The sequence below is a fragment of the Streptomyces sp. WMMB 714 genome (assembly GCF_900090125.1).
Taxonomy (GTDB): Bacteria; Actinomycetota; Actinomycetes; order Streptomycetales; family Streptomycetaceae; genus Streptomyces; species Streptomyces daqingensis.
Map to the genome: position 1 here is coordinate 513,583 of NZ_FMHJ01000004.1, position 13,930 is coordinate 527,512.

Annotated in this window: 7 protein-coding genes and 1 pseudogene; 5 read left to right on the forward strand and 3 right to left on the reverse strand. The window is 71.9% G+C overall.

Annotation, left to right across the window (positions count from 1 at the left end; all coding sequences use genetic code 11):
• The first annotated feature begins 1,084 nt into the window (after nucleotides 1–1,084).
• Complete coding sequence (locus tag H181DRAFT_RS29865; RefSeq protein WP_254666772.1) at nucleotides 1,085–3,910, forward strand: asparagine synthase-related protein; 2,826 nt, start codon at nucleotides 1,085–1,087, stop codon at nucleotides 3,908–3,910.
• Between the two features lie 1,226 nt (nucleotides 3,911–5,136).
• A complete protein-coding gene (locus H181DRAFT_RS29870; protein ID WP_045863902.1) occupies nucleotides 5,137–5,658 on the forward strand; it encodes a hypothetical protein in 522 nt (173 codons plus the stop codon).
• Nucleotides 5,659–6,144: 486 nt separating this feature from the next.
• Here the strand turns inward: H181DRAFT_RS29870 and H181DRAFT_RS30225 are convergent.
• Nucleotides 6,145–6,549 (reverse strand): annotated as a pseudogene (locus H181DRAFT_RS30225) (RNA polymerase sigma factor); the annotation flags it as partial.
• A gap of 202 nt (nucleotides 6,550–6,751) precedes the next feature.
• Complete coding sequence (locus H181DRAFT_RS10115; RefSeq protein WP_078895628.1) at nucleotides 6,752–7,633, reverse strand: TetR/AcrR family transcriptional regulator; 882 nt, start codon at nucleotides 7,631–7,633, stop codon at nucleotides 6,752–6,754.
• Between the two features lie 448 nt (nucleotides 7,634–8,081).
• On the opposite strand from H181DRAFT_RS10115, the gene H181DRAFT_RS10120 reads away from it, so the two are divergent.
• Together H181DRAFT_RS10120 and H181DRAFT_RS10125 are read left to right on the forward strand one after the other, a co-directional pair.
• On the forward strand, nucleotides 8,082–9,470 hold the full coding sequence (locus tag H181DRAFT_RS10120; RefSeq protein WP_045864032.1) for an NAD(P)/FAD-dependent oxidoreductase: 1,389 nt from the start codon (nucleotides 8,082–8,084) through the stop codon (nucleotides 9,468–9,470).
• A gap of 217 nt (nucleotides 9,471–9,687) precedes the next feature.
• Nucleotides 9,688–11,727: an ATP-binding SpoIIE family protein phosphatase gene (locus H181DRAFT_RS10125; RefSeq protein WP_045863903.1), complete on the forward strand. Its 2,040-nt coding sequence runs from the start codon at nucleotides 9,688–9,690 to the stop codon at nucleotides 11,725–11,727.
• Nucleotides 11,728–11,740: 13 nt separating this feature from the next.
• Here H181DRAFT_RS10125 and H181DRAFT_RS10130 read toward each other — a convergent pair whose 3' ends face one another.
• Nucleotides 11,741–13,090, reverse strand: coding sequence for an MFS transporter (locus tag H181DRAFT_RS10130; protein ID WP_045863904.1), 1,350 nt, complete (start codon nucleotides 13,088–13,090; stop codon nucleotides 11,741–11,743).
• A 135-nt stretch (nucleotides 13,091–13,225) separates the two neighbouring features.
• On the opposite strand from H181DRAFT_RS10130, the gene H181DRAFT_RS10135 reads away from it, so the two are divergent.
• The gene (locus H181DRAFT_RS10135; protein WP_045864033.1) at nucleotides 13,226–13,771 is read left to right on the forward strand and encodes a MarR family winged helix-turn-helix transcriptional regulator; all 546 of its coding nucleotides are present in this window, start codon (nucleotides 13,226–13,228) and stop codon (nucleotides 13,769–13,771) included.
• Nucleotides 13,772–13,930: the final 159 nt, after the last annotated feature.

Consider the following 13,930-nt stretch of genomic DNA (forward strand, 5'->3'; position numbering starts at 1 on the left):
CACACCCCTGACACACCGACGGCCGCCCCACGCCCCGGTGCCGACCGGGATGTGAGGCACCTCCTGCCCGCGCGAGAGGCGCGGGATGCCTCCCTGGGCCCTGCACGGCGCGGGAAGCACTGGGGACTTAGCGTAGTTCGCCGCATCCCTACCGTTAAGGGGCACCGGCTCGGATGGCGGGATTCGTGTACGTGCACGATCGCCGCGGAGGGCCTGTGCGGCGGGCAGGACGTCGGCGCGGACGACGGCCGGGGCGCACCGGTTCGTGACTGTCCGCGTGTACGTGCGTCCGTCACGTGCCAACCCCCTTACGGCACAAGGCCGTCGGCCGAAAACGTGTGCGGAAAAACGTCGGATAACGGTACTCAGTTCGTGCTCCCGGCGTGTGGCTGTGCGCCCGTGCATGCGCCTGTGCGGGCCCCGGGGCGGGTTGTTCACTGAGTGGTGCGTGGGTCGGCCCGCTGTACTGGACCAGTGGGCTGGGGGAAACCGCCGCCCCGTTCCCCGCGGGCGGACGGTCCGGCCCGGGAGGTTGGAGAAGCCTCCCGGGCCGTCGTCGTCTCCGCGCGTCCTCCGGCACTTCTGTGCTCGCGCCCCTCTCATCTCCCGTGCGGATTCGGGGGGGTTCGGAGGGCTTCGCGCCGCGTGCGGCAGGAGGCCGTGCCGGGCTCCGGCGGGCGCGGGGCGAACACGGGGCGTAGGGCCCGGGGGCGGACCCGGGCCTGGACGGTGGGCCGGTGCCAACGCCGCGCGCCCCGCGCATACTTGGCCGAATAACATCGGTCATCTGTGGGTTGCCGGGAGCCGACGCCAGCGGAATATGCCCTCAACCAGGCGGTTGACGGGCCGCGGACGGCGTTCGGGCGGCGGCTCCATGGGCGCCTCCGGCCTGGCGGGGCGGAGCCCCGCCGTTTCCGTCCGAACGGGCGCACGAGCCGCGCAACCCGCGTTCACACACAGCGCGTTGGGCCAGATATGCGCCCCTTTCACGCCTCTCGTGCACCCGTCTCGTGGCAACATGGCCGCAGGGCAGCTGACGGCACGCTCACTAGAAGCGTCATTCAGGCAGCGGAGGCGGGCGGCGATGCGATGGTTGGTGGGATGGAGCAGCGCCTCGCCGGGAGGCGGCAGCGTCACCCCCGGCATGCTGCAACCGGTCGGCGCCCAGCTGCTGTGGAACGAACCCGACCCTCTCTGGGCGGTCGGTGACTGGCGTCCCGACGAAGTCCGCATCGTGCAGGCCGACGGCAACCGCCTTGCCGTCTTCGGCTGTTGCGGCGCGAGCGACGAGCAACTGCGCCTCGGCCTGTCCGCCGCCCGCGGCGGTGCCTACCGCCATCTGACGGCCTGGCCCGGCAGTTACACGGCCGTGGCATCCGTCGGGCGGCGGCTCACCATCACCTCCGACCTGGCCGGCGTCCGCCCCGTCTTCCACACGCCGTGGGACGGCGGCACCGCCTACGCGACGGCGGCCCTCCCGCTCGCCGACCTCATCGAGGCCCAGCTCGACATCGGCCACCTCGGCGCGCTGCTGGCCTGCCCCGACTCGCCCGAAGCGCTCGGCGAGGGCACGCCGTACGAAGGCGTGCGGCGCGTTCTGCCCGGGCACGCCCTGATCCTCCGCGAAGGCGGCAGCCGCGAGGTCACGAGCTACGAACCCTCCGCCTCCCTCGTCGTCTCCGCACCCCCACCCGTCGATCCGGACGACGCGGTCGCGGCCGTACGGGACGCGCTCGTCGAAGCGGTGCGGGCACGGCTGTCGGCACCCCGGCACGCGTCGGAGAACGGCCAGGGGTACGGAAGGGCCCGGCAGCCGCAGGACAGCCGGGAGGGGCACGGCGGACACGAACGCGAGCGGGACGCATGGGAGGGCCGCCCCGGCCGGGACGCGCACCGGGACTTCGACGGCGCGGCGTACGGGACCTCCGGGTACGGGACGTCCGGGTACGGGACCTCCGCGTACGGGGATTCGGCGCCCGGCGGTTCCGGCGGTGCCGCGTATGACGCGTATGACGCGTATGAAGGGGCCGCCCACGGCAACGGGACGCACCCGCGCGGCGATCACGGCTACGGCGCCTACGGCGACCCTGTGTACAGCGACCCGATCCACAGCGACCCGATCTACAGGGACCCGGCTTACAGCGACCCCTCACACAGAAGCAGTCGGAGCGCCGGCGACCCCGGCGGCGGTCCGTACGGCTCAAGTGCCCACGACGGCACGGCGTTCGGCGCGTACGACGACAGCGGGTATGACCGCGGCGCGTACGGCGGCGACGCGTACGGACGCGACGCGGGCCCGGAGGGGACCGGCGGCGGGCGGGGCCGCGGCGGCGCCGGGCCGCACGCCAACGGTCGTACGGGCGGCGGCAGTTACAGCGAGGGCGGGTACGGCGACAGCAGCTACGGCTACGTCGCCCCCGGCATGGAGGACCGCGATCCCGGCCCCGTACCCGGCATGGGCCCCGCCGACCGGCGCGCGGCACGCGGCGGGCCCGCACCCGGAGTCGGCGCCGACCTCTCCGGCGGCCCCGCCTCCGGCACCCTCGCCCTGCTCGCGTCCGGCCTGCCGGGGATGCCCGGCACCGTGCACGGCACCCTCGGCGCGGAAGCCGGTGAGCGGCTCCTCGCGGTGACCTTCAACGACCTGACGAGCCGTGCCGCTTCCGCCGCCGCCGAACTGGAACGCGCACGCACCATGGCGGAGAGCCCGCGACTGCACCACCTCGTCGTCGCGGCATCGGAAGAGGCCCTGCCCTACACCGAGTTGGAAGGCCCCCTCACCGACGAGCCGGGCCCGTCGCTCGTCGTCGCGGACAGGCACCGGCAGCGCCTGGCGGCAGGCAGCTCCGACCACTTCGTCGGGTTCGGCGCCCGCCCCGTCATGGACGCACACCCAGCCCGCCTCGCCGACCTGCTGATGGACCGCAGACGCCGTCATCTGCTGCGCCCCGTAGCGGCGTTGGCGCGGGCGGAGGACGTACCGCCCGGACGCTCGGTGCTCGTGCCCTGGACCGTCTACCGCGCTGCGCGCCGCCTCGCCCGTACGCAGTACCGCGACGGCATCACGGAGACCGCCGTACGGCTGCGCACCGGCGGCTTCACCGCCAACGGGGCGGGGACGAAACGGAGTTCGGACAAGGGCACGGGCAACGGCGAGGGGAAAGGTTTTGCCGACCTCGGCGCCGCCGACGTTCCGGGCGGATACAGCAGCGAGGGCGCGGTCGGAGCATCCGTGGCCGCACTCACCTGGTGCCGTCCGGGGCCCGCGGCGCGGTGGCTCACCGGTGAGACGCTCGCCGAGGTGTCCCTGCGGCTGGAGGCCGCGGCCCGGCACCGGCCCACAGTTGAGCGTCCCGGGGAGCGGCGTGCCCGCGCTGCCCTCGCACGGCAGGCCGCCGACTACCGCGTGCTCGAACAGGCCGCCGAAATCCGCAACCAGCGGCTCCACGCCCCCTTCTACGACAACCAAGTCGTACGGGCCTGCCGCGACCTGCCGGAGTCCCTGCGGGTGAAACCGGGCGCGCGGGCGTCGGTGCTCCGGGCCGTACTGAAAGGCGCAGGCGTGCACGACCTGCCCGCGGGCTGGGGCGCCCCCTCGCACGCCGCCCAGACCGCGTCCGTACGGGCCGGACTGCGCACCGCGGCAGCCGACCTCCTCGAGCTTTTCGACGCACCGCTCCTCGCCGAAGCCGGACTGGTGGAGGCCAGGGTCGTACGCAAGGCCCTCCGTGCCGCGTCGCAGGGCGAACAGCTCCCGCTCGACGGCCTGGCAGACCTCGTCTCCACGGAACTGTGGCTGCGGCGGCTCATCTCCCGCCGCGGCACGTGCTGGACGGGTTCCGCCGCTCCCCGTCAGCGGGCCGTCGCGGGCGGAGTGCTGCCGGCGGCCCAGCAGCGACCCGCTCTGTGACGGTCGGGTTCAACGGCGAGCGCCGTGCCGGTCCGATCCGACGGCGGGCGACCGAGGGGAAGCGACCGAGGGGGAGCGACGACCCTGGGGCGGACGGATGCCGAGCCTCGGGAGAGAGCGACGACCCGAGGAGCGCCCTTTCCCTTCGACGGGTGGTGGCAGGCGGTGGTGGCGGTCGGACTGCTGCTGCCTCGGGCGCTGGAGGAGGCGCGAGCAGCGCCGTACGTCCTCGCGGCAGTAGTCCGAAGGGGTCGTCATGGAAGCCGAACACGACATCGGGGTGGTGGACATGGGCCCGACAGCCGCACCGGCCGCGCGGACGCGAAGGCTGACGCTTCGGCGGTCGTCGCGGCGGTCGTCGCGGTGACCGTTGCAGTGGTCGTCGCGGCAGTCGTCGCGCTGGGGTCTGCCGCCACGAAGGCCGCACTTGAGGAGGCGGTTGCCGTAGGCGTTGCCGAACCCGCCGAGGCCGACGCCGCTGAGGCCGACGCCGTAGGGGCCGTCTCCGTCTCCGCGAGGACCGTTACTGCGGTGGGATCCGTGGATGCCGTCACCGTGGATGCCGTCACCGTGGTGACCGTCTTCTCGGACGGAACCCTCGTCGAGCTGAACGCGGGGGAGGTCGGCGAGGTCGCAGGCTCCGGAGGAGAGTCCGGCCCGCCCGTCTTCTGCGTGCCGCTTTTTGCTCCGCCCGCATCGAGTCGGGCGCTCCACGGGCCCTTCGGCCGATCCAGGGGCAGCCCGTGCCGTGCGTCTGAGCTTGAACCCTGTTTCTTGGTACGGGACTTGGGCCCAGTACCCGGCAACCTCATGCCCCCGCTCCCCGGCCCTCTCGACCGGGACTTCTCCCCAGCGGACTCACGTGGCGCGGACTCTCGGGCCCTCGACCCGGGAGGAACCGGCTCCGCCTCGCGGCCAGGTGGCTGAGGCGCGTTGCTGGACGCGGCCCCTTCCGGGGCCCCCACCCCCGCCCCCTCCGTCCTACCGTCCGCCAAGGCGAAGACGAGCGTCACGCCGGCCACGGCCGCCGCCAGCGCACCGGCGCTCACCTGCAAGGCGGCACCGAGCCGCCTCTGCGAGCTCACAACCGCGCAGACCGGCCCAGACGTCCCGGGGCCACGACCTTCCACCCCGGCCCGCCCCCACCGCCTCCACAGCCGCGCCCCCGACTGTGGACGTGTCCAACCCGGCCGTCTCCACCGTCCCGCTCGTCTCGGCCGCTCCGCATGCCGCGACCGCCCCGAGCGACGGGCCAGTCCCGACTGACGCGCCTGGCCGACCGCATCAGCCCCGCCGACCCCGCCATCCCCGCCGACCCCGCCATCCCCGACGACCGAGTCAGCTTCGCCGGCCATGTCAGCGGTGCCGGCCACGTCGGCCCTGCCAGCTACGTCGGTCACGTCGCCCCTGCCCACCACGTCGCCCGTGGCAGCCACGTCCGCATCGACCGCTCCGACCACCCCTCCGGCTCCGGAGGGGGCGTCGCTGCGCAGCGTCACAGAAGTCTCCGCCTCACCTGCCGGATCCGTGACGCCCGTGCTACTCAGCAGCGCACCGAAGGCTTCGGCCCCACCGCCCGAGGCGAACCAGCCCAGGAAGGCCACCGGCACGAGCACCCGAAGGCGTTCGTTGAGGTCCATGACCTCCGCTGCCGCAGCCCGGCACTGCGGGCAGCGCTCCAGGTGCCTCCGCATCCCCGACTGGGCACGCGCACGCAGCCCCCCTCGCGCGTACTCGTCGAGCTGTGACGAGTAGCGGGCGCAGTCCCCTCCGTACGTGTGCGAGCGGTGGACGTGTGCCTGCAGGTACGCACGGCGCAGGTTCTCGCGTGCGTCGTACGTCGCGGTGGCCGCGGCGTCTTCCGTGAGCACCGGCATGGGTGCGACGTGTGTTGGTCTCTGTCTCCCTTCCGCGATCGTCGTGTGCCAGAGCACGGCCTGGTCCCTGGACGACAGAGCCTTGAAGGCCTGGACGACCAGCGTGCGTTCGGCTGCGAGCATCGCCAGGACGTCGGCGTCCAGCTCCTGGCCCTCCTCGGCCGAAAGCCCTCCACCGTCGCTCGGAGATCGTCCGGCTGACGGCTGCTCAACTGCCGACCGTTCTCCTGGCCGCTGCCCTCCCAGCGACCGCGCGCCTGACGACCGGATCCCTGACGACCGCACGCCTGGCGGATCTTCAACCGGCGACTGCGCGAACTCTTCGCATTCCTCGTCGAGTTGCTCCCGCTGCCCGCTCCTCACCCAGGCCGTCGCGAGGTGCCGTACGGACGCCAGCAGGTAGGCGCGAACTGACGTCCGAGGACCCTTTCCGCCGTGTACCGCCCGCAGCATCCGGGCGAACACCTCGTCGGTGAGGGCGTCCGCTGTCTTCCGGTTCCGGCAGCAGGTACGGGCGTAGCGCCGGACCGATCTCACATGGCGCCGGTACAGCTCGTCGTAGGCAGAGGTTCCACCTTCGCGCAGGCTCCGCAGGAGGTCGGTGTCAGAGCCCCGCCCGTGGTGAGAGTGAGATCGCCGAGTCCGACCCCCGTGGTCTCCGTCCGACCTCCCTTGCGGAGAAGGGGACCGGAGAGGCCGGGCTATGCCAGCGCTCCCCGGGTTCACGTGCCTCCCGGGTTCTTCCCGCTCCTCAGCACCCATCGCAGTGGCCCCCGCACACGCTGTCGCAGCCAAGTCCCGGGCAAGACTGACACAGCGTTGACGAGCAGTGATCGCTACGCCGGATCAGTCACCCGTCCGAGGGGAATCGCGGTCTGGATCCACGCATTCCCGGCGTGCGGTGCGATCCGTCCGGTAGTGGCGATCTCTGCCGACGCGGTGGCCACTGCCATGGCCGGCGGCGTTACGCCCTCTGCCGGGGGCGGAGCCCTTCGAGGAGTATGTCGAGCAACCGCCGTGACGCTGCCGCCTGCTGGACGGCGTCCGGAAGCGACGGCGCGGCCGTGGCTATCACCAGCAGGACATCGCCGACGGTGACATCGGCACGCAACTCCCCCGCGTCACGGGCTCGTTGCACCAGCTGACCGACCATGCTCAGCAGCTCCGCGCAGCCTGACTCCTCCTCGAACTCTCCCAGCTGCTCGCCCGGCGCTCCGGCCGGCTGCGGCGGCAGCCCCTGCTGCGGCTGCTGCGACGGGACGCCCGTGCCGTCAGGCACCAGCCTCAGCCCCGAGCCCTGCTCGGTCCCGTACTCGCCCTGCCGCTGCTGCGGCAGCCGTGCCGCGCCGTCCACTGCCGTCGCGTCCGTGCTCCATCCGTCCGCCCGGAGTATCCGGGGCGGCAGCAGCCGCCCGGCTCCCGAGGCCACTGACGCGCGCAGGAAGCGGGAGAGCGCGGACCACGGTTCGTCCTCCTGGCCCAATGCCGCCCGGGCCTGTTCGGTGAGGCGCGCGGTCTCCTCCTCCGCGATGCGGCGGACGAGTACGTCCTTGCTGGGGAAGCGGCGGTAGACCGTTCCCACCCCGACGCGTGCCCGGCGGGCCACGTCCTCCATGGGGGCGCCGTAGCCCAGCTCCCCGAAGACCTCCCGGGCGGCCCGCAGCACGTGCTCGAGGTTCCGCTGCGCGTCCACTCGCAGCGGAGTGGAACGCGGGACGCCTGCCGCCTCTGCGGCGCTGTCGGAGATGCCGGCCCGGTGCAGGCCGCCGGACGCCGCGTTCACGGCGCCGGGTCCGCTGACTCCGTTGCCCGCCCCCTGGCTCCCGTTGTCAGGCACCGCCGACATGGCAGCGGCAACCGAATGAGAGCCGTGAATACCCTGAATGCGCATAATTTTTTCCCCCGGTCATCAAGTCTCCCCCCGGAGACCCTTGCGCTGTTGCGGCCGGGGTAGCTGGAACCGCAGTCGTCAAGCACCGCTCCCCCGACGTCACGAAGATAGTTCAAACGCTGGTCGAGAGAGAAGGGGTGGGTTCACAGCCACCCCGCAAAGGGGAACCCGGCCTTACGAGTGTTTCCGGAATGCTTCATTCAGTCTCCTCCGCACACGGATCTGACCTGCGGATATGGAAATGTGTGCGAGCGCCGGAGGGAAACGGAGAGATAGCCTCCGCCAGGCATACGATTCCCTGAGCCTGTGGACAAACCACCTCTCGTGGGTGCGTCATGGACGGGTGACGAAGGCGAAGAACGAATCCGCGCGCATTCTCGTGATCGGGGGCGGCTACGTGGGCATGTACGCCGCCCTCCGCCTCCAGCGGAAGCTGAAGCACCAGCTCAAGGGCGTAGCCCCCGGACGGAGCGACGGGGACGGCCTCCTCCTCGACTCCGGCCGGACCCCGGGAGCCGGCCTCGACGCCGGCGTCGAGATCGTCGTGGTCAACCCCGAGCCCTACATGACCTATCAGCCGTTCCTCCCCGAAGCGGCGGCCGGATCCATCTCCCCCCGGCACGTGGTCGTGCCCTTGCGGCGCGTCCTGAAGGGGTGCCGTCTCGTCATCGGTGAGGCCGTCTCCGTCGACCACGAGCGGCGCGTGGCCCACGTCAAGACGCTCGCGGGGGAGGAGGAGGGCTCGGGACCGGTCGAGATCCCGTACACCGAACTGGTGCTGGCGCCCGGCTCCGTGTCGCGCACCCTGCCCGTGCCCGGGCTCGCCGAGCACGGCATCGGCTTCAAGACGGTCGAGGAGGCCATCGGGCTGCGCAACCACGTGCTGGAACAGCTCGACATCGCGTCGTCCACCCGCGATCCCGAAGTGCGCGACGCCGCGCTCACGTTCGTCTTCGTCGGCGGAGGCTACGCCGGGGTCGAGGCGCTGGCCGAGCTGGAGGACATGGCGCGGTACGCCTGCCGCTACTACCACAACGTCCGCGCAGGGGAACTGAAGTTCATCCTCGTCGAGGCAGCGGAGAAGATCCTTCCCGAGGTCGGCGAGACGATGGGCCGTCACGCACTGCGCGAACTGCGCGCCCGCAACATCGACGTGCGGCTCGGCACCCGCCTGGACTCCTGCGAGAACAGAGTGGCCGTGTTGAGCGACGGGTCACGCCACCCCGCCCGGACGCTCGTCTGGACGGCCGGCGTCAAGCCGCATCCCGTCCTCCGGGCCGCGGGGCTTCCTCTGACCGAACGGGGCCGGCTCCAGTGCACCGCCCGACTGAAGGTCGACGGCGTCGAGCACGCCTGGTCCGCGGGGGACGCGGCCGCAGTGCCGGATCTGGCCGCACAGGAGAAGGGAACCGACGGCGCCGTCTGCGCGCCCAACGCCCAGCACGCCGTGCGTCAGGCCAGGTTGCTGGCGGACAATCTCGCCGCCACCCTGCGGGGTGAGCCGTCGAGCGATTACCGTCACGCTTACGCGGGCTCCGTCGCCTCCCTCGGCCTGCACAAGGGCGTCGCGCATGTCTACGGGCGCAAGCTGAAGGGCTACCCGGCGTGGTTCATGCACCGGGCCTACCACCTCAGCCGGGTGCCCACGTTCAACAGGAAGGTGCGCGTGCTCGCCGAATGGACGCTGGCGGGGCTGTTCAAGCGCGAGATCGTCTCACTGGGATCGCTCGAACATCCGCGTGCGGAGTTCGAGAGCGCCGCCGGCGCACAGCGTCGCGGCAACGGAGAGTAAGCCCCCGCCCAGAGGGCTGCGGCACAGCTCGGGCCTGTCGGGGCACCTCGCGGAGAACTCTCCGGGTGGTCTCATGGGTGACGATGCGTGATCCAATGTGACCGCCTTGCACCCCGCGGAACGTGTGACCATGGGTGGGCTCGCATCCGCACAGAGTGAGCAGTACGACGGCCCTGCGGACGGCCGTCTTCCGGACAACACGAGGAATCGGACGACCGTGAATTTCACGCGCTGGAGCGCCCGACTGCCCGGCACTCAGCGGCGCACCTCAGCCGCCCGGGCCGCCCGGGCGGCAGCGCAGGCGCAGCAGGCGTCCGAGCGCGAGGTGCCCGAACGTCCTGACGACGGAGGCACCTCCGCGGAGGAAGCGGAGGGAAACGCCGCGTCCTGCGGTACGGACGGCACGGACAGCGCTCCCGTTGACTGCACGGGCGCTGTCCCGGCAGCGCGAGGGGAGCGTCTGACGTCCACTGCAACCGCGGGCGTCGACACAGCGGCTGATCCGGCTTCCTCCGCTCCCGGAGACGAGACCGGCTCGGACAGTCCGACGCACGCCCCCGCGGACAGCCGGCGCGCCCCAGCTCGGGGACCAGCGGAGGGGCCGCTCGCCACTGTCGGCCGTACGCCGGTATCCGCCGCGGCACTCGGGCCACCCGCAGGGGGCAAGACCCCGAGCGCCCGCGTGACGCGCAGCATCGACGCCCTGTCCGTGCACGACCTGCTGGGGCAGGTTCCCGCTCTCGCCGCTGTCGTCCACGGCCCCGAACACCGAATCGCTTACGTCAACGACGCCTACAGAGCCGTCTTCGGGCCTCGCGCACAGGGCGACGCGGCTCGCGACGCCCTGCCGGAACTCGTCGAACTGGGTCTGCTTCCCCTCATGGACCAGGTCCTGCGCAGCGGGAAGCCGCGCACAGTGAAATCACGGCGCGTCCCGCGTGCCGGCATCTCCCGCGAACAGTCGAACGCGCGTGACGCACGCGACGGGCGTGAGGGACGCGAGGGACGCGAACCCAAGGACGCCTTCTACACGTTCACCTGCACGCCCATCACCGCGGACAGCGAGAACGGCGTGCTGATCTTCGCCGCCGACGTCACGGACCAGGTGGAGGCGGCCGAGCGGCTGCGGGCCAGCGAACGCCGCCAGCGAGAGGCCGCCGTCACGCTGCAGCGCAGCCTGCTGCCGCAGGAACTCGAACAGCCCGACGATCTCCGCGTCGCCGCCACCTACCAGCCGGGCGGGACGGAAGCAGCCGTCGGCGGTGACTGGTACGACGTCATCACCCTCGGCGCCGGCCGTACCGCCCTCGTCATCGGCGACGTCATGGGGCGGGGAGTGCGCGCCGCTGCCGTGATGGGCCAACTCCGCACTGCCGTACGGGCCTACGCACGGCTGGACCTCCCGCCGCACGAGGTCGTGCAACTGCTCGACGGCCTGGCCGCCGAGATCGACGCCAGCCAGATCGCCACCTGCGTCTACGCAGTGCACGATCCGAACGAAGGCGTCCTGCACTACGCCTCCGCAGGCCATCCGCCGATCATCGTCCGCGACGCCGACGGCGGGGTCCACCGGGCATCCGAGCCGACAGGACCGCCGCTGGGCACGGGCGGCTGGGCGCACGTCTCCCGCTCCCTGCCGTTCGACCCCGGCTCTTCCGCTGTGCTCTACACCGACGGCCTCGTCGAACGCCGCGACGCCGACATCGACACCGGCGTCCTCACGCTCGAACGAGCCTTCGCCGGAGCCACGGGGTCGCCCGACATCGTCTGCGACCGGCTCCTGCGCTCCCTCGGCATCACCGCCGAACACGACGACGACGTGGCCGTCCTCGTCATGGAGCACCCGGCCCGTACGGGTCCCGACGCCGAGCTCTTCCACAACGCGGCCCTCGACCTGCTCGGCGGCACCGAAGCGGCCCCGCGCGCACGCGCGTTCGCCACCGGAGTGCTCTCGTCGTGGCGCTTCCCGAGGGAGCTGCAGGACCTCGGCGTCCTCGCCGCCAGCGAACTCGTCGCCAACTCACTGCAGCACGGCACCCCGCCCATGCGGCTGCGGCTGCGGCGCACGGACCGTCGCCTGATCGTGGAAGTCACCGACGGCGACGACCACTTGCCGCGCCGCCGCCGCGCCGACCCCGTCGATGAAGCCGGCCGCGGCATCTCCATCGTCGCCACCGTCGCCTCTGCGTGGGGGTCCCGCAGGACGCCGGGGGGCGGCAAGTCCGTGTGGTGCGAGTTCGCCCTGCCGACCCCGTAGCCGCGCCGGCCGGTCAGTGCCCGGACGCCGCCAGCGCGTGCTCCTTCACCGGTGCGCCCTGCCCGTGCCCGAGGTCGTCTGCCGTCTCGTTCCGTCCCGCCACGACGACGGAACGGTACGGCCGGTCCTGCACAGCGGTCAGCGTCCTGCCGAGCCACAGCGCGAGAAGGCTCACGCCCAGCGAACAGCCCACGAGCAGCGCGATGTAGAGCCCGTAGGCGCCCGTTGCCGCGAGCAGCCCGCCGACCGCCGGACCGACTGCCAGCGCCAGCTGCTTCACCAGAGCGAAAGCCGAGTTGTACTGCCCCATCAGCCTGGCGGGCGCAAGGTCGGCGACCAGCGGTGCCACTGTGGGGGAGAGCATCGTCTCGCCCAGGCCGAACAGCGCGTACGTGCCGATGAGCAGAGCAGTGGCCACCGCCTGCGTGCCGTGCACGAGCCCCGACGCTCCGGCGGCCACCCAGGCCACCGCCCAGATGACGCCGACGAGGGCGACGACCCGGCTGCGCCGTCGACGCTCCACCAGCCGCAGCACGACGTACTGCGCCAGCACGATCACAGCGGTGTTGGCGGCCAGAGCCATGCCGAGCGTCGCGGGGGAGATGCGCGTCACCTCGACCGCGTAGGCGGACAGGCCCGACTCGAACTGCCCGTAGCACGCGAAGAACAGCACGAACCCGAGCACGCACAGCAGCACCATCGACCTGTCCTGGAGCAGCGCGCGCCAGTTGTCTCCGGCCCGCGCGGCAGGTCCCGCCTGACGCGACGGCGTCTTGCTGTCGTGTGCAGGCCCGGGAAGGGGCAGACGGACCGTCGCGAGCACCACGCCCAGTACCACGAACATCGCGGCCTCGATGACGAACAGCAGTGTGAAGGTCGCGGGACGGTGTTCGTCCACCATCAGCCCGCCGAAGAGTCCGCCGAGCCCCAGCCCGAGGTTGTTGAGGAAGAACTGGGTGGCGAAGGCGCGCGAGCGCGTCGCGGCGCCGGAACAGGCCACGATCATGGTCGCCAGCGCCGGCTGGAGCACCGCGACCCCGGCACCCATGAGTGCGGAGGAGGCCAGGACGCCCGGTGCGCTCTCCGCCGTGGCGAAGCCCAGCGCGCCCACCGCACCGAGAAGTGAACCCAGGTAGGCAACCGGCATCGGGCCCCGCCGGTCGATCACCCTCCCCGTGAACGGAAGTACGGCGAGCGCTGCCGCGGCGAAGACCGCCATCACCGCACCCGCGGTGCCCTCTCCCAAGCCGCGCACGCGCGAGGCGTAGACGAACAGGAAGGGCGCGGTGAAGCCGTTGCCGAATGCCGCCAACGCGTTCCCGCACTGGATCCGACGCAGCGCAGCGCTCATCGCCGTGGTCACACTCACCTACCTCTGGATGGAGGCCCCCTGAGGGGGAGCCCTGAGAAACGGAAGACTTCCAAGCTAAAGTTCGAAGATAAAGAGTACATGGTGCAAGCCTTCAAGGCGAACGGCTTCGCGTGGGATACTCCAGGCATGCCTCCCGTAGCCGGCCAGCAGCCCTCGCTCGACGAGCAGATCGCCATCTACCAGCGCGAATACCGCGACCTGGACCCTCAGGTGGAGAAGGTCGTGAACGCGCTGAGCCGCCTCGACCGCCGGATGAACGTGGCGTACGGCCGCCAGCTCGTGACTCTCGGCCTGGGCCACGCCGAGTGGGAGGTCCTCAAGGAGCTGGTCATGGCGGGCTCGCCGTACCAGCTCTGGCCCGGCACCATCGCCAAGCGGCTCGGCCTGACCCCCGCCGCCATGACCCACCGCATCGACCGGATGCTCGCCCAGGGACTGGTCACCCGTGAGCGCGACCCGGAGAACCGGGTGCGCGTCATCATCGGGATCACCGACGAAGGGCGCGAGAAGTGGCTCCAGGTGATGCGCAAGGCCTCCGTCTTCGAGGAGGAGCTCCTCCAGGACCTCACACGCTCCGAACGGGCCCTGCTGGGCGAGCTCCTCACCCGCCTCCTGCGCCGCGTCGAGGACGCCCAGCCGGACGCGGGCGGCCGCCTGACGGACCTCGACTGAGCCCCTCGGGGGAGCCCCGAGGGGCAGGTTGACACCGCCGACCGCGATCCGTATTGTCCTCCGGGTTGCCGCGAAGCCGTGGTGCTTGTGGTGGCGCTCTTGCCGTTCGTCGGCAGTCTCTGGGTTTGTTTGTCTCCCCGGTTCGCGGGGCTGGTTTTG

Coding starts and splice junctions, on each gene's coding strand:
- H181DRAFT_RS10120 (WP_045864032.1), top strand. CDS start 8,082: ATGTACGCCGCCCTCCGCCTCCAGCGGAAGCTGAAGCACCAGCTCAAG.
- H181DRAFT_RS29870 (WP_045863902.1), top strand. CDS start 5,137: ATGCCGCGACCGCCCCGAGCGACGGGCCAGTCCCGACTGACGCGCCTG.
- H181DRAFT_RS10115 (WP_078895628.1), bottom strand. CDS start 7,633: ATGTCGGCGGTGCCTGACAACGGGAGCCAGGGGGCGGGCAACGGAGTC.
- H181DRAFT_RS10135 (WP_045864033.1), top strand. CDS start 13,226: ATGCCTCCCGTAGCCGGCCAGCAGCCCTCGCTCGACGAGCAGATCGCC.
- H181DRAFT_RS29865 (WP_254666772.1), top strand. CDS start 1,085: ATGCGATGGTTGGTGGGATGGAGCAGCGCCTCGCCGGGAGGCGGCAGC.